This is a genomic window from Burkholderia sp. AU33803, from assembly GCF_002223095.1.
GTDB lineage: Bacteria > Pseudomonadota > Gammaproteobacteria > Burkholderiales > Burkholderiaceae > Burkholderia.
In genome coordinates this window covers 1815422-1838440 of sequence record NZ_NKFJ01000004.1, presented here as the reverse complement: position 1 = coordinate 1838440, position 23019 = coordinate 1815422, and the positions used below count along the sequence as shown (strand labels likewise).

At 66.1% G+C, this 23019-nt stretch carries 18 protein-coding genes and 1 tRNA gene; 11 read left to right on the top strand and 8 right to left on the bottom strand.

Annotated elements, in window-relative coordinates; genetic code table 11:
* Nucleotides 1–22: 22 nt before the first annotated feature.
* Complete coding sequence (locus CFB41_RS11040; RefSeq protein ID WP_089456461.1) at nt 23–565, top strand: peptidylprolyl isomerase; 543 nt, start codon at nt 23–25, stop codon at nt 563–565.
* Here the strand turns inward: CFB41_RS11040 and CFB41_RS11035 are convergent.
* The 4 genes from CFB41_RS11035 to CFB41_RS11020 form a co-directional block, all read right to left on the bottom strand.
* Nucleotides 545–1792 carry a hypothetical protein gene (locus CFB41_RS11035; protein ID WP_179250000.1) on the bottom strand — a complete coding sequence of 416 codons (1248 nt, stop codon included), beginning with the start codon at nt 1790–1792 and terminating at the stop codon, nt 545–547. The genes CFB41_RS11040 and CFB41_RS11035 overlap by 21 nt on opposite strands.
* Complete coding sequence (mutS, locus tag CFB41_RS11030; protein ID WP_089456460.1) at nt 1773–4430, bottom strand: DNA mismatch repair protein MutS; 2658 nt, start codon at nt 4428–4430, stop codon at nt 1773–1775. The genes CFB41_RS11035 and mutS overlap by 20 nt, the downstream gene beginning before the upstream one ends.
* A gap of 211 nt (nt 4431–4641) precedes the next feature.
* Nucleotides 4642–6264 carry an NAD(P)/FAD-dependent oxidoreductase gene (locus CFB41_RS11025; protein ID WP_089456459.1) on the bottom strand — a complete coding sequence of 541 codons (1623 nt, stop codon included), beginning with the start codon at nt 6262–6264 and terminating at the stop codon, nt 4642–4644.
* A 314-nt stretch (nt 6265–6578) separates the two neighbouring features.
* Nucleotides 6579–7382: an inositol monophosphatase family protein gene (locus CFB41_RS11020; protein ID WP_039364710.1), complete on the bottom strand. Its 804-nt coding sequence runs from the start codon at nt 7380–7382 to the stop codon at nt 6579–6581.
* A gap of 280 nt (nt 7383–7662) precedes the next feature.
* On the opposite strand from CFB41_RS11020, the gene CFB41_RS11015 reads away from it, so the two are divergent.
* Nucleotides 7663–8487 carry an RNA methyltransferase gene (locus tag CFB41_RS11015; protein ID WP_089456458.1) on the top strand — a complete coding sequence of 275 codons (825 nt, stop codon included), beginning with the start codon at nt 7663–7665 and terminating at the stop codon, nt 8485–8487.
* Nucleotides 8488–8755: 268 nt separating this feature from the next.
* Nucleotides 8756–9559: a serine O-acetyltransferase gene (cysE, locus tag CFB41_RS11010; protein ID WP_089456457.1), complete on the top strand. Its 804-nt coding sequence runs from the start codon at nt 8756–8758 to the stop codon at nt 9557–9559.
* A 48-nt stretch (nt 9560–9607) separates the two neighbouring features.
* On the opposite strand, the gene CFB41_RS11005 is transcribed toward cysE, so the two are convergent.
* From CFB41_RS11005 to CFB41_RS10990, 4 genes are all read right to left on the bottom strand, one after another.
* A complete protein-coding gene (locus CFB41_RS11005; protein WP_089456456.1) occupies nt 9608–10408 on the bottom strand; it encodes a UDP-2,3-diacylglucosamine diphosphatase in 801 nt (266 codons plus the stop codon).
* 23 nt (nt 10409–10431) lie between these two features.
* On the bottom strand, nt 10432–10923 hold the full coding sequence (locus tag CFB41_RS11000) for a peptidylprolyl isomerase (RefSeq protein ID WP_006478428.1): 492 nt from the start codon (nt 10921–10923) through the stop codon (nt 10432–10434).
* 88 nt (nt 10924–11011) lie between these two features.
* Nucleotides 11012–11593 (bottom strand): peptidylprolyl isomerase, encoded by a 582-nt coding sequence (locus CFB41_RS10995; protein ID WP_089456455.1) that lies wholly within the window; start codon nt 11591–11593, stop codon nt 11012–11014.
* 39 nt (nt 11594–11632) lie between these two features.
* Nucleotides 11633–12355 (bottom strand): tetratricopeptide repeat protein, encoded by a 723-nt coding sequence (locus CFB41_RS10990; RefSeq protein WP_179243638.1) that lies wholly within the window; start codon nt 12353–12355, stop codon nt 11633–11635.
* 234 nt (nt 12356–12589) lie between these two features.
* Between CFB41_RS10990 and cysS the strand changes: the two genes are divergently transcribed.
* The 8 genes from cysS to cyoA all read left to right on the top strand — a co-directional run bounded on the left by cysS (nt 12590) and on the right by cyoA (nt 23016).
* Complete coding sequence (gene cysS / locus CFB41_RS10985; RefSeq protein ID WP_069248324.1) at nt 12590–13987, top strand: cysteine--tRNA ligase; 1398 nt, start codon at nt 12590–12592, stop codon at nt 13985–13987.
* 43 nt (nt 13988–14030) lie between these two features.
* Nucleotides 14031–14858 carry a DNA-3-methyladenine glycosylase gene (locus CFB41_RS10980; RefSeq protein ID WP_089456454.1) on the top strand — a complete coding sequence of 276 codons (828 nt, stop codon included), beginning with the start codon at nt 14031–14033 and terminating at the stop codon, nt 14856–14858.
* Between the two features lie 103 nt (nt 14859–14961).
* A complete protein-coding gene (locus CFB41_RS10975) occupies nt 14962–15933 on the top strand; it encodes an acetyl-CoA carboxylase carboxyltransferase subunit alpha (RefSeq protein ID WP_039364696.1) in 972 nt (323 codons plus the stop codon).
* Nucleotides 15934–15979: 46 nt separating this feature from the next.
* Nucleotides 15980–17401, top strand: coding sequence for a tRNA lysidine(34) synthetase TilS (gene tilS / locus CFB41_RS10970; RefSeq protein ID WP_089456453.1), 1422 nt, complete (start codon nt 15980–15982; stop codon nt 17399–17401).
* Nucleotides 17402–17742: 341 nt separating this feature from the next.
* Entirely contained in the window at nt 17743–18996 is a 1254-nt protein-coding gene (locus CFB41_RS10960) for an aspartate kinase (protein ID WP_039364692.1), read from the top strand.
* Nucleotides 18997–19106: 110 nt separating this feature from the next.
* Nucleotides 19107–19200, top strand: a tRNA-Ser gene (locus tag CFB41_RS10955).
* Between the two features lie 1122 nt (nt 19201–20322).
* On the top strand, nt 20323–21852 hold the full coding sequence (locus CFB41_RS10945) for a NuoM family protein (RefSeq protein WP_089456451.1): 1530 nt from the start codon (nt 20323–20325) through the stop codon (nt 21850–21852).
* Between the two features lie 276 nt (nt 21853–22128).
* The gene (gene cyoA, locus CFB41_RS10940; protein WP_089456450.1) at nt 22129–23016 is read left to right on the top strand and encodes a ubiquinol oxidase subunit II; all 888 of its coding nucleotides are present in this window, start codon (nt 22129–22131) and stop codon (nt 23014–23016) included.
* The last annotated feature ends 3 nt before the right edge of the window (nt 23017–23019 follow it).

Genomic DNA, 23019 nt, shown 5'->3' with positions numbered 1-23019 from the left:
GACTTGTATTTGGGAGAATTGGATGAAAATCGCAAAAAACACCGTCGTGTCGGTCACTTACAAGCTGTCGGACGCACAGGGCAATCTGATCGAGGAAAGCGACGAGCCGATGGTCTATCTGCACGGCGGCTATGATGGCACGTTCCCCAAGATCGAGGAACAGCTCGACGGCCATGAGCCGGGCTACGAGGCGCAGGTTCAGCTCGAGCCGCAGGACGCGTTCGGCGACTACGATCCCGAACTCGTGAAGATCGAGCCGCGCGATCGTTTTCCCGAGCCGCTCGAAGTGGGCATGCAGTTCGAAGGCACGCCGGAAGACGGCGACGAGGAAGTCGATTCGCTGATCTACACGGTCACCGACGTCGCCGAAGACAAGGTCGTGCTCGACGGCAATCACCCGCTGGCAGGCATGGCGCTGCGTTTTGCGCTCACCGTGAAGGACGTTCGCGAAGCCACCGAAGACGAAATCGAGCATGAGCACGCACATGGTGCGGAAGGGCTCGAGATCGTCGACGAGGACGAAGACGACGACGGCGAAGCGCCGTCAGGGCGTACCCTGCACTGAGCTCGCAGGCAGGCCGGGTGCCGGCCCCGACGCGCCGCCCGGTGCGGCGCCGTCACCCTGTAATGGCGGCGCGACCGACGACGAGTCGGGCAGCGCCGGCAACGCGGGGATTTCCGGCATCTGCGGCAGCGGCACGTCGTCACGCGGCACGAGCGGCAGCGCGGGCGGCACGGGCAGGTTCTTCGGCACCTCCTGCAGGCTCACGTTGAAGATCGTCTGCCGTGCCGGCGACACGCTCACCTTGACCCACTGATTCGTGGGATGGCGCGGTCCGATCGCGACGCGCGTCACATTACCCACCAGTTCACCGTCATCTGCACGCAGCGGGCGGTCGATCAGAAAACCGTTTGCAAGCGGCTCGCCGCTCGCATGCATCACGAGTATCGGGCCGCGGAACGTCGCCGCCGCCTTCACCAGCGTTCGTTTCAGCTCACGGAAGCCGTCGCGCACGCGCGGCCGGTTGAAACGCAGCCATGCGAAGCGTTCCGCGCGCTCGTAGCGTTCAAATTGCGGATCGCCTTCGAACATCACCACCATCGCGCGTGCCTCGCGCCGCTTCGCGTATTCGGCCGCGTGGTCGATCCAGAAACCGTTCGCGATGATGCGGTCCTCGAATTCGCCGTTGCGGCCGCCGGCCGTCAGGTAGTGGTTGTTCGGCGCCGGCGCGTTGAGCGCGACGTAGACGATGTCGTCGCGCATCCAGCGGGCGTTTTCCCGATACGGCCGGAACCGGGCGACTTCGCTTTCCCGCGTGATCTGCAGTGCGCCGGGGTCGGGCAATGCGGAATCGGCGAGCAGCGTCTGCCGCAGGAAGTCGAGCCGCTCGACCGGATCGTAGCCGCCGCCGGCCGCGGTGTTGCACGTCGCCCAGTCGTCGTGGCCGGGAATGAACACGAGCGGCACGCGCGCCGCATCCAGGATCGCCCCCCGCTGCGAATACAGGGCATCGCGGCACGCTTCCTTCGAACCCTTGAGATCGCCCGCATAGACGACGAACGCGAGGTTGCGCTCGCGCGCGATCGCATCGAGCAGCCGCTGGGCGGCCGGTTCGTCCGCAGGAGCGTTCATCACGCCCGACACGACCGCGAACGAGTAGGGCGTGGTGCCGCGCTTCGGCGGCGCGGCCAGCGCGGTGGCCTGCGCGAGCGCGAGCCCGGCCGCGACGAGCGCGGCGGCCGTGCGAGCCGGCAGGCCGCGCGTGATGCGCTTACGCGTGTCCGTCGACATCGTGCGACCGGACCAGCGTGCGCAGTTCGTACAGCAGGTCGAGCGCCTCGCGCGGCTTGAGATCGTCGGGATCGATGTCGCGCAGTTTTTCGAGCGCCGGATGCGGTGTGTCGGGCAGCGCCGGCGCGTCCGCGCATTCGAGATCGTCGGCGGGTGCCGGCGGCGCGCTGAACAGGTCGAGCTGCGGCGTGTGCTGCGACGCCGACTGCTGTTCGAGATACGCGAGGTGCTTGCGCGCGGCGCGGATCACGGGCGCCGGAACGCCTGCGAGCTGCGCGACCTGCAGGCCGTAGCTCTGGTTGGCCGGGCCTTCGTTGACCGCGTGCAGGAACACGATGCCGTGGCCGTGCTCGACGGCCGACAGGTGGACGTTGGCCGCTTGCGGGAATTCGGCCGGCAGTTGCGTCAGCTCGAAGTAGTGCGTCGCGAACAGCGTGTAGCACGCGTTGTGCGCCAGCAGGTGGCGCGCGATCGCCCACGCGAGCGCGAGGCCGTCGAACGTCGACGTGCCGCGGCCGATCTCGTCCATCAGCACGAGGCTTTGCGGCGTCGCGTCGTTGAGAATCGCAGCGGCTTCGGTCATCTCGACCATGAACGTCGAGCGGCCGCCCGCGAGATCGTCCGCCGCGCCGATCCGCGTGAAGATCCGGTCGATCGGGCCGAAGCATGCCGACTTGGCCGGTACGTAGCTGCCGACGTACGCCATCAGCGCGATCAACGCGGTCTGCCGCATGAACGTCGACTTACCGCCCATGTTCGGGCCGGTGATCAGCAGCAGCTTGCGCTCGGTGCCGAAGCGGCAATCGTTCGCGATGAACTGTTCGACCTGCGCTTCGACGACCGGGTGGCGGCCCTGTTCGATTTCGATGCCGATTTCGTCGGTGAAGGTCGGTGCGACCCAGTCGAGCGCGCGGGCGCGTTCGGCGAATGCGGCGAGCAGGTCGAGCTCGGCGAGCGCCGATGCGACGCGCTGGCACTCCGGGATGAACGGCAGCAGCGCCTGCAGCACCGCGTCGTACAGCGCGCGCTCGCGGGCCAGTGCGCGTTCCTGCGCGGACAACGCCTTGTCCTCGAAGGTCTTCAGCTCGGGCGTGATGTAGCGCTCGGCGTTCTTCAGCGTCTGGCGCCGGCGGTAGTCGTCGGGCACCTTGTCGGTCTGGCCGCGCGTGACCTCGATGTAGAAGCCGTGCACCTTGTTGTATTCGACGCGCAGGTTCGCGATGCCGGTGCGCGTGCGCTCGCGCGCTTCGAGATCGATCAGGAACTGTCCGCAGTTCTCCGAGATGTCGCGGAGTTCATCGAGCTCGGCGTCGTAGCCGCGCGCGATGACACCACCGTCGCGCACCATCGCGGCAGGCTCGGGCGCAATCGCGCTCGTCAGCAGGTCGAGACATTCGGCGGGCGGTGCGAGTGCTGCGTCGACGCGGGTGAGTGCGTCCGCGTTCGCGACGATCGCGCTGATGCGCTCGCGCAGTGCCGGCAGCGCGGCGAACGTGTCGCGCAGGCTCGACAGGTCGCGCGGGCGGGCGGACAGCAGCGCGAGACGCCCGGTGATCCGTTCGACGTCGGCGATCTGGCGCAGCGCGCTGCGCAGCGCATCGAGGCTGGCGTTGGCCGGTGCATCGAGCAGTGCGCCGATCGCCTGCTGGCGCGATTGCGCGGCGACCGACGCGCGCGGCGGGTGATGCAGCCAGTGACGCAGCAGGCGGCTGCCCATCGTCGTGCAGCAGGTGTCGAGCAGCGAATACAGCGTCGGCGACTCGGTGCCGCGCAACGTTTCGGTCAGTTCGAGGTTGCGGCGCGTGGACGGATCGAGACCGATGTACTCCGTTTCGTTCTCGACCTTCAGGCTGCGCACGTGCCGCAGTTGCTGGCCCTGCGTGGCGGCCGCATAGAGCAGCAGCGCGCCGGCCGCGCCGCACGCGCTCGTGAGGGAATGCGCACCGAAGCCATCGAGGCTCGCGACATCGAGCTGGTCGCACAGCCGCTGCGTGCCCGACGCGATGTCGAAGTGCCAGGCCGGCACGCGCTTGCTTGCGCCGGCGCCGGCCGGCACGACATCGGTCGCGCCGTCCGGTGTCAGGATCTCGGCCGGCCGGATGCGCTCGAGCGCGGCCGCGAGCTGGTCGGGTTCGATTTCGGCGAGCCGCAGCGCGCCGCTGGCGAGGTTCAGCCACGCAAGGCCGATGTTCACCGCGACGCCGCGCTTGTTGTGGCCCGTGCACATCGCGAGCAGGTAGACGTCGTTCTTGTCGGACAGCAGCGCGGCATCGGTCAGCGTGCCGGGCGTGACGACGCGCACGACCTTGCGCTCGACCGGGCCCTTCGACGTGGCGGGATCGCCGATTTGCTCGCAGATCGCGACCGATTCGCCCATCTTCACGAGCTTCGCAAGATACTGCTCGACCGCGTGATGCGGCACGCCGGCCATCTTGATCGGCGTGCCGGCCGATGCGCCGCGTTGCGTGAGGGTCAGGTCGAGCAGGCGTGCGGCTTTCTCCGCGTCTTCGAAGAACAGCTCGTAGAAGTCGCCCATCCGGTAGAAGACAAGCGTGTCGGGATGGTCGGCCTTGATGCGCAGGTACTGCTGCATCATCGGGGTATGGCCGGCGAAGGCTTCGGGCGACAGCGTGGTCATAAGTCAGGCGTGAAGTTGTTGCTTTGGTTGCCCGAGTTTACCAGTGGCTTCGGCATGCACGCGCGAAGTTCGCCATTCGGCCAGGTTGCCGGAGATTGCGCGACCGGCGGCGGTCGTTCTCACGCCGCCGTCCGACCGCGCTCATGGTCGGCCATGCGAAAGTCGGCGCCGCTCAGGTCGAGAACCTTCGCGCGCCGACTCGTTTCATACATCAGGCCGTTTGCCCCGACGTCATGCTGAGCGCCACCGCCTGCGCGACTTCGATCCCGTCGATCGCTGCCGAATAGATGCCGCCTGCGTACCCCGCACCTTCGCCCGCCGGATACAGCCCCTCGACGTTCATGCTCTGGTAATCGTCCTTGCGTCGAATCCGGATCGGCGACGAAGTGCGCGTCTCGACACCGGTGAGGACCGCATCGTGCATCGCGAAGCCGGCGATCTTCTTGTCGATCTCGGGGAGCGCTTCGCGGATCGCTTCGATCACGTAGTCCGGCAGCGCGGTGCTGAGATCGGTCGGGTTCACGCCCGGCTTGTACGACGGCTCCACGGAGCCGAGCGACGTCGACGGCCGGCCGGCGATGAAATCGCCGACCAGCTGGCCCGGCGCACGGTAATCGCCGCCGCCGAGTTCGAACGCGCGCTCTTCCCATTTGCGCTGGAACGCAATGCCCGCCAGCGGGCCGCCGGGATAGTCGTCCGGCGTGATGCCGACGACGATGCCCGCATTCGCGTTGCGCTCGGCGCGCGAATACTGGCTCATGCCGTTGGTGACCACGCGGCCCGGCTCGGAGGTCGCCGCGACCACCGTGCCGCCTGGGCACATGCAGAAGCTGTAGACGGCGCGGCCATTGCTGCAGTGATGCACCACCTTGTAGTCGGCCGCGCCGAGCTGCTTGTGGCCCGCGAACTTGCCGAAGCGGCTGCGATCGATCAGCCCCTGCGGATGCTCGATGCGAAAACCCAGCGAGAACGGCTTGGCTTCGATAAAGACGCCGCGATCGTGCAGCATCTGGAAGGTGTCGCGCGCGCTGTGGCCCACGGCCAGCACCACGTGGTCGCACCGCAGCGTTTCGCCGTTCGAGAGCTTCAGCGAGCGCACCTTGCCCTGATCGATCTCGATATCGTCGACCCGCGTTTCGAAACGCACTTCACCACCGAGTTCGTGGATGGACGCGCGCATCTTTTCCACCATGCTGACGAGGCGGAACGTGCCGATGTGCGGCCGGCTCAGATACAGGATGTCGTCCGGCGCACCGGCCTTGACGAATTCGTCCAGCACCTTGCGGCCATAGTGGTTCGGATCCTTGATCTGGCTGTACAGCTTGCCGTCGGAAAACGTCCCGGCGCCGCCTTCGCCGAACTGCACGTTGGATTCGGGGTTGAGCACGCTCTTGCGCCACAGGCCGAAGGTGTCCTTGGTGCGCTCGCGCACGGCCTTGCCGCGTTCGAGGATGATGGGGCGAAAACCCATCTGCGCGAGGATCAGCCCCGCGAACAGGCCGCACGGCCCCATGCCGATCACGACCGGGCGCAGGAAATTGCCGTGCTCGGGCGCCTTCGTGACGAAGTGGTACGCCATGTCGGGCGTCACGCCGCAATGCGGCTTGCCGGCGAGGCGCTTGATCGCGGCTGCCTCATCCGCGACTTCGACATCGACGATATACGTGAGCTTGATGTCCGCGCGCTTGCGCGCATCGTGCGCACGGCGGAACACGGTGTAACGGAGGAGCCCGTCCGCGGCCACGCCAAGCTCCGCGAGGCGCGCGCGAATCGCGGCCTCGAGCGCGCTCTCGGGGTGGTCGAGGGGGAGTTTAATTTCGCTTAGCCGTAACATGGGGACTCGGATGCGATTGCCACGGCGTCGTGGCGGTGTTGATACGGTCGGGGGCCGGCTGGCCGGCGGGGTTGTCCGCCGTGCGGGCATGCCGGACGCAAACCCATCATTGTCATTGCGGGAAGGACCGTGCAAGCGGGAAGTCCGCTGACCGGCCCGTACAACTCGGGCAACTTCAGGATAGGCGCCCGAAGCGACCCTTGTGCGGGAAGTTTGTCCCGCCTCCCGGTAACCGGGAGGCGAACGGCGCGCCGTCATGACGATGCCCGCGCGCGGTATGCGCGCAAGCCGCGCCATGCAGGCGCGGCCGGGGCTTATTCCGCCGCCGGATGCACGTGGGTGTAACCTTTCAGGATCGGGATCATCTGCGCGTAGATCTTCGGGTTCGCGGCGACGATTTCATGGCGATGCAGGAAGTCGGCGTCGCCCGTGTAGTTGCCGACGAGGCCGCCGGCCTCGGTAATCAGCAGGCTGCCCGCTGCCATGTCCCACACGTTGATGCCCTGTTCGAAGAACGCGTCGAGGCGGCCGGCCGCGACGTTCGCGAGATCGAGTGCGGCCGCGCCCGGACGGCGCAGGCCCGTGCAGGCCTGCGTCATTTCGGTGAAGAGGCGCGCGTAGGCATCGAGGCCGTCCTTTTCGCGGAACGGGAAGCCCGTGCCGACGAGTGCGTCCGACAGGCGGTCGCGGCGGCCGACGCGGATGCGGCGGTCGTTCAGGTACGCGCCGCGTCCACGGGTGGCCGTGAACAGGTCGTTCTTGTTCGGATCGTAGACGACAGCCTGCGTGACGACGCCCTTGTGCTCGAGCGCGATCGATACGCAGTAGTACGGGAAGCCGTGGATGAAGTTGGTCGTGCCGTCGAGCGGATCGATGATCCACTTGAATTCGGATTCGTTCTCCGATTCGCCCGATTCTTCCGCGAGGATCGCGTGGTCGGGGTAGGCGGTCTTCAGCGTCTCGATGATCGCGTCTTCGGCGGCCTTGTCCACTTCGGTGACGAAGTCGTTCTGCTGTTTCTTGCGGATCTCGATCAGGTCGAGATCGAGGGACGCGCGATTGATGATCTGTCCGGCGCGGCGCGCAGCCTTGACAGCAATGTTGAGCATGGGATGCATGAGCCTGGATCCTGTAGCTGGCGGCACGGGCCGCCACGAAGTGGAACAACCGCCCGGCACGGCGCAAGCGTGGCAGGCGAGATGAGACGCGAATTGACAAAGAGCGGGGTACGACCCGCGTCGCACGGAGTGCGGCGCGTAAAGGCATGATTTTACCCGATTTTTGGCGGTTTCAGGCGACCGGTGTACGGGGAAACCCCCACTATCCGTCCGGACGAGTGGGTTTGCCGCGGCGATGGCGATACCATACTGCCATTCTGATGAACCGAGTCGTATCGTAGTGGAAACCCCGCAGATCACCGCCGCGCCGTCCGAGCCGGGCGCGGCCTCGTCCCAGTCGCCGTCCGGCGGCTTCACGTCCACCCGTTTCGTGCTCGTCGAGCCGAGCCATCCCGGCAATGTCGGGGCGGCCGCCCGCGCGCTGAAGACGATGGGCTTCTCGCGTCTCGTGCTGGTCGCGCCCCGCGTGCCGCACGTGCAGAGCGATCCCGAGGCGATCGCGATGGCCAGCGGTGCGGACGACGTCCTCGCGTCCGCGCATGTCGTGCCGACGCTCGGCGACGCGCTGTCCGGCGTTTACTGGTCGATCGCGCTGACTGCACGCACGCGCGAATACGGGCCGCCGCGCCTGGCGCCGCGTGCCGCCGCCACGCAGGCGTGCGCGCAGGTCGGCACGGGCGACATCGCGCTCGTGTTCGGCAACGAGCGCACGGGCCTCGCGAACGAGCATGTCGAGCAGTGCAGCGCGCTGGCGCACATTCCGGCGAACCCGGCCTACAGTTCGCTGAATCTCGCACAGGCCGTGCAGGTGCTTGCGTACGAGTTGCGTGTCGCGTTTCTCGAGCAGGCGAGCGAGCCGTCGGCGCAACCGTCGACCGAAGCCGGCACGCTTGCGCAGAGCGACGAGATCGAGCGGATGTACGTGCACCTCGAGAACGCACTGATCGCGCTCGATTTCCTCGATCCACGCAACCCGAAGAAGCTGATGCCACGGCTGCGGCGCCTGTTCGCGCGCACGGGCCTCGAGCGCGAGGAGGTCAACATCCTGCGCGGTGTCGCGAAGCACATCCTGCTGAAATCGGGCAAACCCGACGGCGACGCGTAAGCGGTCGGCGCACGGGGCGGCGGATGTCCCGGCGCGCGGGGAACCACCCCGGCGGCAGGTGCCGGTCCGGCCGCCGAAAGCGCCGGGGCCGATCACTTCATTTGGCCGACCACCCCGCAAACCCAGTAACAGCAAGCGTTCCGCCCGAATACCCGCGCCGGCGGCGGGGTGAACTGGCGAGCGCGTGCGGCCGTTCGTGACTCGCCCTACAATCGCCGAACGTCATAAGTAAATTACCGGGCGCGATAACGGCCGGTCATTGCCGGCGATGCGCGCCGGCCTTTTCCCAGACCACATCATGTTCACGAGACTGCGCGAAGACGTTGCAACGATTCGCGAGCGGGATCCCGCCGCTCGCAGTGCATGGGAAGTGCTGACCTGTTATCCGGGGCTGCATGCGCTCGTGCTGCATCGTTTCGCGCACGCATGCTGGCGCGCGAAGCGCTACTGGCTCGCGCGTTTCGCGTCGCAGGCCGGCCGGTTCCTGACGGGGATCGAGATTCACCCCGGCGCGACGATCGGCCGGCGCGTGTTCATCGATCACGGGATGGGTGTCGTGATCGGCGAGACGGCGATCGTCGGCGACGACTGCACGATCTATCAGGGCGTGACGCTGGGCGGCACGTCGCTCACGCGCGGCGCCAAGCGCCACCCGACGCTCGAGGCCGGCGTGATCGTCGGCGCGGGCGCGAAGGTGCTCGGCGGCTTCACGGTCGGAGCGGGCGCGAAGATCGGTTCGAACGCGGTCGTCGTGAAGCCGGTGCCGGCAGGCGGCACCGCGGTCGGCAATCCGGCGCGCGTCGTGATGCCGGCGCAGCCGAAGCCGCAGCCCGAGCGTGCGGCGTTTTGCGCATACGGGATCACGCCCAATGCCGATGATCCGATGTCGCTCGCGGTCCACGGGCTGATCGATCACGCGGCGAAGGAAAGCCGCCGCGTCGACGAGATCGTCGCGGCGCTCGAGCGGCTCGGCACGCATCTGGAAACATTGCAGGGCGCCGACGCGGCGCGCCTCGATCTGCGCCGGCTGTCGGCCGTGCTGGAAGGGAAGTCGGTCGAGCGTCAGGCGTAATTCAATGGATGCCCGCTGCTGCCGGTTGGTGCGACGGCAGCGGCGGTGTCAGTCGAGCGGCATCGCGTGGATGCCTTCCGCGTCGACGCGCAGGTAGCCGCCGCGCGGCTTGCCGTGGTCGAGATCCCAGTCGGGCAGCACCCAACGGATGCCACCCGGTTCCATGTGCCGGGCGGGGCGGTGCGTATGGCCGTGAATGATCACGCTCGCGCGGCTTTTCCGGAACAGCGCGGCCACGCCTTCACGCGTGACATCGTAGATCGCCGAAACAGGGCGCATCCGGCCCGCTTCGCTGTTCGAGCGCATGCGCTGCGCGAGCGCGCGGCGCCAACGGAACGGCCAGGCGAGAAACAGCCATTGCGCGGCGCGGTTGCGCGCGAAGCGGCGGAATACCTGGTAGCCGCGGTCGGCCGTGCACTGCGCGTCGCCATGCGCGAGCACGATGCGCTGGCCGAACGCCATGATCAGCGAAGGATCGGGCAGCAGCATCGCGCCGGCTGCCTTCATGAAGCGCCGGCCGAGCAGGAAATCGCGGTTGCCGTGCATCACGTAGAGCGCAATGCCGCGCTCCGAGAACGTGTGCATCAGCGCGGCCATGCGGGCCGCGAACGGATCGTCGTCGAGGATGTCGTCGCCGATCCAGTATTCGAACAGGTCGCCGAGGATGAACACCGAGTCGGCGCTGTCAGCGGTGTATTTCACGAAATGCTCGAACGCGGCGACCGTCTTCGGAATCGCTTCGCTCAGGTGCAGATCGGAGAGAAACAGGAACGGGCGTGCGGCTTGCGCGTATTCGCGCTCGCCCGGCACGCCCGCGGAGACGCTTCGCGGCGGACTCTCCTGCAACATCGAAGTGCCTCCGTAACTGCGCGTCAGACCACGACGGCCTTTTCGATCACGACGTCGTCAGTCGGCACGTCCTGGTGGAAACCGGCGTTGCCCGTCTTGACGCCCTTGATCTTGTCGACCACGTCCTGGCCTTCGACGACCTTGCCGAACACCGCGTAGCCCCAGCCTTGCGGCGTCGGCGACGAGTGGTTCAGGAAGTCGTTGTCGTTCACGTTGATGAAGAACTGGGCGGTCGCCGAGTGCGGATCGTTGGTGCGCGCCATCGCGACCGTGTAGTTGTCGTTCTTCAGGCCGTTGTTCGCCTCGTTGTCGATCGGCGCATCGGTCGGCTTCTGCTTCAGGCCCGGCTCGAAGCCGCCGCCCTGGATCATGAAGCCGTTGATCACGCGATGGAACACGGTGCCGTCGTAGTGGCCCTTCTTCACGTAGTTCAGGAAGTTCTCGACCGTCTTCGGTGCCTTCGCGGCGTCGAGCTCGAGCTTGATCACGCCGTGGTTCGTATGCAGTTCAACCATGATGAATTCCTTCGGTGAGGCGGTTTAAATGGCACGCGGCCGGTCGTGCGACGCGGCCGCGTGTGGCGCCGGACGTGCCGGCAGGTTCTTACTTCGAGACGATGCTGGCCGATTCGATCACGATCGGTTGCGCGGGCACGTCCTGCATCGGGCCGCGCGAGGTCGTCGCGACGCCTTCGATCTTCTTCACGACGTCGAGACCCGACACGACCTTGCCGAACACCGCATAGCCGTTGCCGTCCGGGTTCGGGTAGTCGAGGCCGCTGTTGTCGACCGTGTTGATGAAGAACTGCGCGGTGGCCGAGTTCGGATCGCTCGTGCGAGCCATCGCGATCGTGCCCGTCAGGTTCTTCAGACCATTGCGGCTCTCCAGCGGGATCGGCGCGCGGGTCGGCTTCTCCTCGAAGTTGGTCTTGTAGCCGCCGCCCTGGATCATGAAGCCCTTGATCACGCGATGGAAGATCGTGCCGTTGTACTGGCCGGCCTTCACGTAATCGAGGAAGTTGGTGACGGACTTCGGCGCCTTCTCCGGGTAGAGCTCGACGCGGATGTCGCCCTGCGAGGTCTTCAGCTGCACGACGGGGTGCGCGGTAGCCGATTGCGCGAACGCAGGTGCGGTCGCGGTCGCGAGAAGGGCGGCGCCGCCAAGCGCCAGCAACAGACGTTTCATTGCGATCCTCAGGTTGGGAGGGAAAGAAGGCCGCGCCGCTTATTGCGACGGCGCGACGTACGGCGCCGCCAGTGCGCCCGACGGACCGCTGAACTGGAACGTCGGCGACATCGGCAGCGTGGTGGTGCTCACGTTCGCGGCTGCGCGGTCGGAGTAGTCGCGCGTGGCCGGTGCGGCTGCGCGGGCATTCGGCGCGGCCTTCGGCGGCGACACGATCTTCTGGAGATCGGCGAGGCGCTGCGCGGTCGCGCCGCTCGTGCGGCCGAGCGACTGCGCGCGCTTGTACGACTCGGCCGCGAGGCGCAGGTAGAGATCGCCGAGGTTCTCGTACGCGAGCGAGTAGCTGGGGTTCGATTGCGTCGCCGTGACGAGCGCGGTGCGCGCTTCGTCGTAGCGGCCATGCTTCGCGTAAAGCGCCGCAAGGTTGTTGTACGGCTCGGGCAGTTCGGGGTACGCCTGCGTGATCGCGACGAACTGCTGGATCGCATCGTCATCGCGGTTCAGGCGGGCCAGCACGGTGCCGCGCTTGAACTGCGCCTGCACGTCGCGCGGGTTCGACGCGATGCGCGCGTCGAGCTGCGCGAGCGCCTGCTTCCACTGCTTGCCGGCGATCGACGCGTCGATTTCGGGCGTGCCGTCGGCGGTGGCCGGGGCCTTCTGCGCATGCGCCGCGGGAGCCGCGAAAAGCGTCAGCGCGACGCCCATGACGGTGGTCGCAACGAGGGTCGCAGCGCTCTGCGCGCGGCCGCGATGAGGTTTCATAGGCGTAAATCGGAATGTTATACTCCGAGCCATTCTAACAAAACGTCTGCGCGTTCCGGCGAGCGTCAGACAGTCTTTCTTTGCCTCTCGTGGCCGTCACCGCTGTGCTTGCAGCCTGACCGCCCCATGTGATATCGAGGACGCTCGGCCTGGTGCCGCAGCAGATGGTCCGTCCGTTTCGCATGCTGGGCGAGCTTCGCCAGGGCGGTTTCCTTCGGCTCACGGTTCATCTCTATGGAATCACTGCGCATCTACAACACGCTCGCGCGTGACAAGCAAGTCTTCGTGCCGCGCCAGGCTGGCGAAGTGCGGATGTACGTATGCGGAATCACCGTATACGACTATTGTCACGTGGGCCACGCGCGCATGCTGGTCGTGTTCGACCTCGTCCAGCGCTGGTTGCGTGCGATCGGTTACCGGGTCACGTATGTGCGCAACATTACCGACATCGACGACAAGATCATCCGCCGCGCGGTCGAGAACGGCGAGACGATCAAGTCGCTGACCGACCGGTTCATCGGCGCGATGCACGACGATGAAAGCGCGCTCGGCATCCAGCGGCCCGACATCGAGCCGCGCGCGACCGAGTTCATCCCGCAGATGCTCGGCATGATCGAGACGCTCGAGACGAACGGCTACGCGTACCAGGCGACCGACGGCGACGTCAATTACTCGGTGCGCAAGTTCGCGAACTACGGGAAGCTGTCGGGCAAGTCGCTCGACGACCTGCGCGCGGGCGAGCGCGTCGCCGCAAACGACGCGAAGGAGGATCCGCTCGATTTCGTGCTGTGGAAACGCGCGAAGCCGGAGGATCCGGAAGGCACGTCGTGGGCGTCGAAGTACGGGATGGGGCGCCCGGGCTGGCACATCGAGTGCTCGGCGATGGGCTGCACGCTGCTCGGCGAGCATTTCGACATCCACGGTGGCGGGCAGGATCTGCAATTCCCGCACCACGAGAACGAGATCGCGCAGAGCGAAGGCGCGACCGGCCAGACGTTCGTCAATTACTGGATGCACAACGGCTTCGTGCAGGTCGACAACGAGAAGATGTCGAAATCGCTCGGCAACTTCTTCACGATCCGCGAAGTGCTCGAACGCTACGATGCGGAAGTCATGCGCTTTTTCATCGTGCGCACGCACTACCGTTCGCCGCTCAATTACAGCGACGTGCATCTCGACGATGCGCGCGCGTCGCTCACGCGTCTCTATACCGCGCTGAAAGATGTTGAAGCCGACACGCTCGCGCTCGACTGGAACGAGCCGCACGCGCAGCGTTTCGCCGCCGCGATGAACGACGACTTCAACACGCCGGTCGCGGTGGCGACGCTGTTCGAGCTGGCGGGCGAGGTGAATCGCACGGGCGACGCATCGCTCGCGCGGCAACTGAAACAGCTGGCGGGCCTGCTCGGCCTGCTGGGCCGCGAACCGCGCGCGTTCTTGCAGCAGGCGTCCGGCGCCGCGCAGGCGGGCGGGCTCGCCGCCGACGAGATCGAAGCGAAGATCGCCGCGCGCGTCGCGGCGAAGCAAGCGAAGGACTATGCCGAAGCGGACCGGATCCGGGCGGAACTGCTCGAGACCGGTATCGCACTTGAAGACAAACCGGGCGGATCGACCGAATGGCGTCGCGTATGAGCGCGGTGCGTTCCACTGACCGATCCGTCAGGTAGGAGGCAAGATGGCAACGGCCAGAAAAGCGCCGGTCAGGCGCGCGACCACGGTCGCCGCGCGTCCGGCAGCCAAGCGCGTGCCGCCGGCGAAGACGGACGCGACGCGCGCCGTGCCGAACGGCGCGCTCAACGGTCATGCGCAGCCGGCGGCGGTGCCGCCGCCCGCCGACGCGGCCCGCAAGGCCCGTGCGTCCGAAGCGGACGGCGAGGAGGTGATCGTGCGTCCTGCATACTGGGACAAGGCATGCGCCGACCTCGTCAAGCGCGACCGGATCCTGAAGAAACTGATTCCGAAGTTCGGTCCCGCGCATCTCGTGAAGCGCGGCGACCCGTTCGTCACGCTCGCGCGCTCGGTCGTCGGCCAGCAGATTTCGGTGCCGTCCGCGCAGTCGCTGTGGGCGCGCATCGGCGATGCCTGTCCGAAGCTCGCGCCGCAGCCGGTGATCCGGCTCGGCGCGGACAAGCTGATCGCGTGCGGGCTGTCGAAGCGCAAGACGGAATACATCCTCGATCTCGCGCAGCATTTCGTGTCGGGCGCGCTGCACGTCGACAAATGGACGTCGATGGACGACGAGGACGTGATCGCGGAACTCACGCAGATCCGCGGCATCAGCCGCTGGACGGCCGAGATGTTCCTGATCTTCAACCTGTCGCGGCCGGACGTCCTGCCGCTCGACGACCCGGGCCTGATCCGGGCGATCAGCGTCAATTACTTCAGCGGGGAACCCGTCACGCGCAGCGAGGCGCGCGAGGTTGCCGCCAACTGGGAACCGTGGCGCACCGTCGCGACCTGGTATATGTGGCGCAGCCTCGATGCGCCCGACGCCGACGCCTGAGCGGCGGCTATCGAGTTTTAAACATCAATAGTTGAGAGCCGGTTTTGAGCGTCGCCCGCGCGGGTAGAATACGCGCTGCCGCAAGACCCAAGGATTCGAACACATGAAGACCACGTTTCTGGATTTCGAACAGCCGATCGCCGAACTCGAGGCCAAGATCGAAGAGCTGCGATTCGTGCAGGACGACTCGGCTGTCGACATTTCGGAAGAAATCGAGCGGTTGTCGAAGAAAAGCCAGCAACTGACGAAAGACCTCTACGCGAACCTGTCGCCGTGGCAGGTCTCGCAGATCGCGCGGCATCCGCAGCGTCCGTACACGCTCGATTACGTTGCTGAACTGTTTACCGATTTTCACGAGCTGCACGGCGACCGCGCATTCGCGGACGACGTGTCGATCGTCGGCGGGCTCGCGCGCTTCGGCGGCCATCCGTGCATGGTGATCGGTCACCAGAAGGGCCGTGACACGAAGGAGCGCGCCGCGCGCAACTTCGGGATGCCGCGTCCGGAAGGCTATCGCAAGGCCGAGCGCCTGATGCGTCTCGCCGAGAAGTTCGGTCTGCCGATCTTCACGTTCGTCGACACGCCGGGCGCATACCCGGGCATCGGCGCGGAAGAGCGCGGCCAGTCGGAGGCGATCGGCCGCAACCTTTACGTGATGGCCGAACTGAAGACGCCGATCATCACGACGGTGATCGGCGAGGGCGGTTCGGGCGGCGCGCTCGCGATCGCGGTGGCCGACACGGTGATGATGCTGCAATTCTCGACCTACTCGGTGATCTCGCCGGAAGGCTGCGCGTCGATCCTGTGGAAGAGCGCCGCGAAGGCGCCGGAAGCCGCCGAAGCGCTGGGCCTGACCGCGCACCGCCTGAAGGCGCTCGGCCTGATCGACAAGATCATCAACGAGCCGCTCGGCGGCGCGCATCGCGATCCGAAGGGCATGGCCGCGCTGCTGCGCCGTGCGCTGGCCGATTCGCTGCGCCAGTTCCAGGGGATGAGCATCGATGCGCTGCGCGAGCGTCGCTTCGAGCGCCTGATGGCCTACGGCAAGTTCAAGGAAACCACGCCGGGCGCATGACCGGCTGCGTCCTCCCATCGCGCGCCGCTGCGCGCGCGTTCCTCTCGTGATTCCGCCCACCGAATTCTCCGCCGACCGCGTCGTTCTCGACGCGGTCGGCGTTGCGCTTTCCGGCATGCCGGCGGATGCACGCATCGCGATCGCGTACAGCGGCGGCCTCGACTCGACGGTGCTGCTCGACGCGGCCGTGCGCGTCGCGGGCGCGTCGCGCTGTGTCGCGCTGCACGTGCATCACGGGCTCAGTGCGAATGCCGACGCGTGGGTGGCGCATGCCGAGGCCAGCGCCGCAGGGCTCGGTGTCGCGTTCGAATCGATGCGCGTCGACGTGCCGCGCGACAGCGGCCTCGGTGTCGAGGCAACGGCGCGCGAGCGGCGCTATGCGGCGCTCGACGAGCTATGCGAGCGCCACGGCGCGGCCGCGCTGTGGCTCGCGCAGCATGCGGACGACCAGGCCGAGACGGTGTTGCTGCAGTTGTTGCGCGGCGCGGGGATCGCGGGGCTGGCCGCCATGGCGCCGCGTTACCGCCCTGACGGCGTGAGCGTCGAGCGCGTGCGCCCGCTGCTGCGACTGTTGCGTGCGCAACTCGAGCGCTATGCGACGCAGCGCGACCTGGTGTGGATCGACGACGAATCGAACAACGACACGCGATACGCGCGCAATGCGTTGCGCATCGACGTGCTGCCGGCGCTGGCCGTGCATTTCCCGGGCTTTCGCGACGCGCTCGGCCGCGCGGCCCAGCATGCGGCGGCCGCGCAGCGACTGCTCGACGATCTGGCCGAGCTCGACTTCGCTGTTGCCGCGCGCGATGACGGGCAGGCACTGTCGCGCGACGCGTTGGTCGCGTTCGACGATACGCGCGGCGCGAACCTGCTGCGCTTCTGGATGCGTCGGCTCGGCCTGCCGAGTGCGTCGGCTGCCCGGCTCGCCAACATGATGCGGCAGTTGCGTGCCACGCATGTCGCCCATGCGCTGCGTGTCGATCACGCGGGGCAATGCCTGCGCCTGTATCGCGATGTCGTCTACTGGGAAGCGGGCGACAGCAGCGAACCGGCCGATGACGGCACCGGGAGCCCGCACCCGGAAGCAATGCTCGCGTGGGACGGGCAGGAAGTCTGGCACCTGCCGGGATGGCGCGGCACGTTCGTGTTCGCGCCCGCCGAGGCGGGAAGCGCCGACGCGGTGCCGGAGGCGCTGCTGCGCGGCGCGCGGCTGGCGGCGCGTGCCCGCGCGGGCGGCGAGCGGATGCGCACGTCGCCGGGCGGCCCGGGCCGTACGCTGAAGAACCTGTTCCAGGAGCGTGGCGTGCCGGCCTGGCAGCGCGACGTGCCGCTGCTGTTCGCTGGCGACTTGCTGATCTACGTGCCGCGCCTCGGCGTGAATCGCGATGCCGGCTTGTCCGGCGGCGGGGCGCCCGGTGATGGCGCGTGGCGCCGGATCGAGTGGCGTCCCGACATGCTGATCGCATAGCGGCGGCGGCCCCTGACGGCGCGATGGCACGCGCATTTTCACCATTTGGTAAACAGCGCCGGAACGGCCCCGGACGCCGCGCGCGGCTTGTCAAGCGGGCCTCTATCGGGTACGCTCGGTCGTTTGCTCGGCTCGATTTTTGAGCGATTTGTGCAGGTTTTCCGCGTGACGTACCCGGTTTGCGCGGCCTGATCGGCCTTCCGGGCAAAATCCGTCACGCTTGCGTGTTGCGTCCCAGCCGTCCCCCTCGTCGTCCGTCCACAGCCACAAGCCGCGTGACCGAACGGCTACGCGGCCTGCCCAGCGCGCCCGTGCGGTTTCTCCTCCAGTTCAGAACGACAATGGCACTCATCGTACACAAATACGGCGGCACTTCGATGGGCTCGGTCGAGCGCATCAAGAACGTCGCGAAACGCGTCGCAAAATGGCATCAGGCCGGGCACCAGATGGTGGTCGTGCCTTCGGCGATGTCCGGCGAAACCAACCGTCTGCTCGGTCTTGCGAAAGAGATTTCGAGCCAGCCGAGCCCGCGCGAGCTCGACATGATCGCGTCGACCGGCGAGCAGGTCAGCGTCGGCCTGCTGTCGATCGCGCTGCAGGAAATCGGCGTCGAGGCCGTGAGCTACGCCGGCTGGCAAGTGCCGATCAAGACCGACAGCGCGTTCACGAAGGCGCGCATTCACTCGATCGACGACGAACGCGTGAAGGCCGATCTGAATGCGGGCAAGGTCGTGATCATCACGGGCTTCCAGGGCGTCGATCCGGACGGCCACATCACGACGCTGGGCCGTGGCGGCTCGGACACGTCGGCGGTGGCGGTGGCGGCTGCGCTGGGTGCCGAAGAGTGCCTGATTTATACGGACGTCGACGGCGTCTACACGACCGATCCGCGCGTCGTCGAAGAAGCGCGCCGCCTCGATCGCGTGACGTTCGAGGAAATGCTGGAAATGGCCAGCCTCGGCTCGAAGGTCCTGCAGATCCGCTCGGTCGAATTCGCCGGCAAATACCAGGTGAAGACGCGTGTGCTGTCGAGCCTGACCGATCCGCTGATTGCGCTCGACGAAGAAATGCGCTCGGGCACCCTGATTACTTTTGAAGAAGACGAGACCATGGAAAAGGCAGTCATTTCCGGCATCGCGTTCCAGCGCGACGAAGCACGCATTGCTGTGATGGGCGTGCCCGACAAGCCGGGCATCGCATATCAGATCCTCGGCCCGGTCGCGGATGCGAACGTCGACGTCGACATGATCATCCAGAACCAGAGCGTCCAGGGCAAGACCGACTTCACGTTCACGGTCGGCCGCGGCGACTACCAGAAGGCGATGGACATCCTCACCAACCAGGTGAAGGGCCACGTGAGCGCCGAGCACGTGCAGGGCGACCCGAAGGTGTCGAAGGTGTCGGTCGTCGGCGTCGGCATGCGTTCGCACGTGGGCGTCGCGAGCAAGATGTTCCGCACGCTGTCGGAAGAGGGCATCAACATCCAGATGATCTCGACGTCCGAAATCAAGATTTCGGTGCTGATCGACGAGAAATACATGGAGCTGGCCGTCCGCGCGCTGCACAAGGCATTCGAACTCGATCAGGCTTCGTGAATTTTTCGTGATGCATTGAAGAAAATGCATCACGGAAATTGACGCGCGGTTCGAAACCCTATATTATTTCGTTCTCGTCGCACTGCCTCCCTGGTGCGAGCGAAAGTTTGGGAGACGTGGCCGAGAGGTCGAAGGCACTCCCCTGCTAAGGGAGCATCTGGGCCAAAACCTGGATCGAGGGTTCGAATCCCTCCGTCTCCGCCAAAAGCGGTGACAAAGCCCCGCAAGTTCTCGGACTTGCGGGGCTTTTTCTTTTTCGGGCGCCGCCGAGCGCCCGGTGCGGAATGTGGCTGGGATTCATTCGCCGGTGGATTCGGGCGGGGCCGGCAGTGTCCGATGCGTGTTTGGCTTGGGTTGAGCATCGCGACATGTCGCTTGTCGTTTGACGCGATTCAAAGTGTCGCTTTCAGCAAGCCCGCATCCCGTTCTGACCATCCTCGCTCATCGCCCGTCGACGGACTTGTCGGCAACCACGCGCCGTTACGCACGTCCAACAGAGCTAGCGGCATATGCTAGTCGACAGCATGCACGTGTATCGCAAGCGTCAGCAGATCATCCGCAGGTACCCGACGATCGTCGCGCAGCGTGTCGCGATGGAGCAGGGCAACGTTGCCGCTCGTGCTCGATCCGTTCCTTGCGTTCGACACGCACGCCGCGCCGCAGGATGTCGCGCATAACCACGATGCGCGCGTCACAGCGCCCGCATCGAAGTCGGCGCAGCCCGCCGCGAGCGGCATGATCGACGCTAGCCGATGCCGCGCGTGGAAGCCGCTTCTTCCAATTTCCTCCGCAACACGACCGTCGTCACGCGATGAAGATGCACATGCGGGCCGCCTGAGTCATCGGCGATCGCGCTCGGGAACATGAAGGCGAGGTGAGGGCAACCATTCCCTCGACTTGCGTCGAGCAAGGCTGAGTGAAATAAAAATGAAAGATATCGTGTAAGCATTGAGAGCCGCACACGCGCTACCTTGGCGACCGTCAATTATCCCGCTCGGACCCTTTAAAATAGGCCGCCTGCGTCAAAAATGCGGCACTGCGTCGATTTTCGCGATCGACCCGATCGGGCAATACAAAAAATTACACATAAAAATCATGAGCATAGAGCTGCGATGAAAATCAATGCTCTGCTGCGCTGCAGAAAATAATCAATCGCCTTATGCTGGTTAACCCGATCGCATTTGAGCGGCGTCAAGTTTTCCGGTGATGCCGCTTTACATTTTGCCAACGCTGGCGATTCACGAAATCTACCTGTCGATTTGATTTCGTTCCTTTCGTCTCGCCTGTCCCCGATGCAGTGCGCGACTTCATCAAGGCCTTGTTGACATGCATGATTTCCCCTTCCTGAGCCTGGCCATCTGGGCTCCGATCCTGTTCGGCGCGTGCCTGCTGCGCGCCGGTTCCGACCATCATCCACGCCGTACCCGGCTGATCGCGCTCGTCGGCGCGCTGGTGGGGCTTGCGGCGGTCGTGCCGCTGGTTGCCGGTTTCGATGCGCACTCGGCCGCGATGCAGTTCGTCGAAAGCCGCAACTGGCTGGCGGCATTCAATTCCGGATGGCGGGTCGGCATCGACGGCGCGTCGCTGTGGCTCGTCGTGCTGACCGCGTTCACGACGCTCGTGGTGGTGGTGGCGTCGTGGGAGTCGGTCACGGTACGCGTCGCGCAGTACTACGCGTCGTTCCTGATCCTGTCGGGTTTGATGGTCGGCGTGTTCGTCGCACAGGACGGGCTGCTGTTCTTCATCTTCTTCGAGGCGACGCTGATCCCGCTTTACCTGCTGATCGGCACGTGGGGGCGCGAGCGCCGCGTGTACGCGGCCGTGAAGTTCTTCTTCATCTCGTTCGCCGGCTCGCTGCTGCTGCTGATGGCGATGCTGTACCTGTACGCGCAGTCGCATACGTTCGACATGGCCGTATGGCGCACGCTGCAGCTCGGCTTCGCGCCGCAGTTGCTGGTGTTCCTCGGCTTCTTCGCCGCCTTCGCGGTCAAGGTGCCGATGTGGCCGGTCCACACGTGGCTGAGCGACGTCTACACCGACGGCCCGACCGGCGCCGCGCTGATGCTTGCGATGCTCAAGCTCGGCGGCTACGGGTTCCTGCGCTTCGCGCTGCCGGTCACGCCGGATGCGAGCCACTTCTTCGCGCCGGCCGTGATCGCGCTGTCGCTGTTCGCGATCGTCTACACGAGCCTGATCGCGCTCGCGCAGACCGATCTCGGCAAGCTGCTCGCGTATTCGACGGTCGCGCACATGGGGATCGTCACGCTCGGGCTGTTCCTGTTCAACCGGATCGGCGTCGAAGGCGCGATCGTCCAGCTCGTGTCGTACGGCTTCGTCGCGGGCGCGATGCTGTTGTGCGTGAACGTGCTCGTCGATCGCACGAAGCAGCGCGAGATTGCCGCTTACGGCGGCGTCGCGGGCGTGATGCCGCGCTTCGCGACCTTCACGGTGCTGTTCGCGATGGCCAACGTCGGCCTGCCGGGCACGTCGGGGTTCGTCGGCGAGTTCATGGTCATCATGGGCGCGATCCGCTTCAACTTCTGGATCGGCGCGATCGCGGCGCTGACGCTGATCCTCAGCGCGTCGTACACGCTGTGGATGCTCAAGCGCGTCGTGTTCGGCAAGGTCGCGAGCCAGCGGATCGCGAAGCTCGCCGACCTGAACCGTCGCGAGATCGTGATGTTCGCGTCGCTCGCGCTCGTGGTGCTGGCGGTCGGCATCGATCCGAAGCCGTTCACCGACGCGATCGATCCGACCGTCGGACGGCTGATCGAAGACGCGAGCCATTCGAAGCTGCCGACCGGGGACGGCCCTGCGCAGCCGCAGCCGTCGTACATGGCATCGACGCGCGGCTGATCGCGGCACGTCGCACGGAGTGGGGCGCACCGCACGGCGGTGCGGTCGTTGCGCGCGCATCGATCCGGTCGCGACCCGGCGCATGCAGCGCCGGGCCGGCTTCCGGCTGCGTGAAATTGCCCCGCGACAATCTGTCTCACGGCAGTTTCTGCAATGATGATTTTCCGCATTAGCTGGTTTTTCATCGCACTCGCGCGACGTATGATTCGGCCACTTTCGTGGATCGAATGCGCATCGGGCATACGCAAACGGATTCAATGACCCTCGGGCTGTGTGATGAAAAGAAAAGCTTCAAAAGGCGGAGTGGCGCTGATGTCGATCGGCGCGGCTTTGAGCCTGTCAGGCTGTAATTTAGATGTACTAAATCCGAAAGGAAGCGTGGGCGCTGCCGAAAAGGCGCTGATCGCGACGTCCACCTGGGCGATGCTGATCGTCGTCGTGCCGGTGATCCTGTTCACGCTGTGGTTCGCGTGGCGTTACCGCGCGTCGAACCGCAACGCCACCTACGCGCCGAACTGGTCGCACTCGACCGCGATCGAGGTCGTGATCTGGACGGTGCCGACGCTGATCATCCTGTTCCTCGGCGTGCTCACGTGGAAGACCACGCACGAGCTCGATCCGTACAAGCCGCTCGAGTCGTCGGTGAAGCCGATCGACGTCGAGGTCGTCGCGCTCGACTGGAAGTGGCTGTTCATCTATCCGGAACTCGGCATCGCGTCGGTGAACCAGCTCGCGATTCCGGTCGGCACGCCGGTGAACTTCCGCATCACGTCGGATTCGGTGATGAACTCGTTCTTCATCCCGCAGCTCGGCGGCCAGGTTTACGCGATGGCCGGCATGCAGACGCGCCTGCACCTGATCGCTGACGAGCCCGGCAACTATGCGGGCACGTCCGCCAACTTCAGCGGCCGCGGCTTCTCCGACATGAAGTTCCGCACGCTCGCCGAGCCGCGCGAACAGTTCGATGCATGGGTGCAGAAGGTGAAGGCGTCGCCGGACCGGCTCGACGCGACCGTGTACGGCACGGTCGCGCAGCCGAGCGAGAAGGCGCCGGTGCGCTACTTCTCGTCGGTCGATCCGCGGCTCTTCCACAACATCATCGCGAAATACAACGATGGCCACGTCCTCGACCTGAAGGACGCCGCCTGCGGCACGAAGGGGTAACGC

Bases quoted from the DNA above. Each gene is read 5' to 3' on its own strand.
- CFB41_RS11040 (WP_089456461.1), top strand. From the start codon at position 23: ATGAAAATCGCAAAAAACACCGTCGTGTCGGTCACTTACAAGCTGTCG.
- CFB41_RS11035 (WP_179250000.1), bottom strand. From the start codon at position 1,792: ATGTCGACGGACACGCGTAAGCGCATCACGCGCGGCCTGCCGGCTCGC.
- mutS (WP_089456460.1), bottom strand. From the start codon at position 4,430: ATGACCACGCTGTCGCCCGAAGCCTTCGCCGGCCATACCCCGATGATG.
- CFB41_RS11025 (WP_089456459.1), bottom strand. From the start codon at position 6,264: ATGTTACGGCTAAGCGAAATTAAACTCCCCCTCGACCACCCCGAGAGC.
- CFB41_RS11020 (WP_039364710.1), bottom strand. From the start codon at position 7,382: ATGCATCCCATGCTCAACATTGCTGTCAAGGCTGCGCGCCGCGCCGGA.
- cysE (WP_089456457.1), top strand. From the start codon at position 8,756: ATGCGCGCCGGCCTTTTCCCAGACCACATCATGTTCACGAGACTGCGC.
- CFB41_RS11005 (WP_089456456.1), bottom strand. From the start codon at position 10,408: ATGTTGCAGGAGAGTCCGCCGCGAAGCGTCTCCGCGGGCGTGCCGGGC.
- CFB41_RS11000 (WP_006478428.1), bottom strand. From the start codon at position 10,923: ATGGTTGAACTGCATACGAACCACGGCGTGATCAAGCTCGAGCTCGAC.
- CFB41_RS10995 (WP_089456455.1), bottom strand. From the start codon at position 11,593: ATGAAACGTCTGTTGCTGGCGCTTGGCGGCGCCGCCCTTCTCGCGACC.
- CFB41_RS10990 (WP_179243638.1), bottom strand. From the start codon at position 12,355: ATGAAACCTCATCGCGGCCGCGCGCAGAGCGCTGCGACCCTCGTTGCG.
- cysS (WP_069248324.1), top strand. From the start codon at position 12,590: ATGGAATCACTGCGCATCTACAACACGCTCGCGCGTGACAAGCAAGTC.
- CFB41_RS10980 (WP_089456454.1), top strand. From the start codon at position 14,031: ATGGCAACGGCCAGAAAAGCGCCGGTCAGGCGCGCGACCACGGTCGCC.
- CFB41_RS10975 (WP_039364696.1), top strand. From the start codon at position 14,962: ATGAAGACCACGTTTCTGGATTTCGAACAGCCGATCGCCGAACTCGAG.
- CFB41_RS10960 (WP_039364692.1), top strand. From the start codon at position 17,743: ATGGCACTCATCGTACACAAATACGGCGGCACTTCGATGGGCTCGGTC.
- CFB41_RS10945 (WP_089456451.1), top strand. From the start codon at position 20,323: ATGCATGATTTCCCCTTCCTGAGCCTGGCCATCTGGGCTCCGATCCTG.
- cyoA (WP_089456450.1), top strand. From the start codon at position 22,129: ATGAAAAGAAAAGCTTCAAAAGGCGGAGTGGCGCTGATGTCGATCGGC.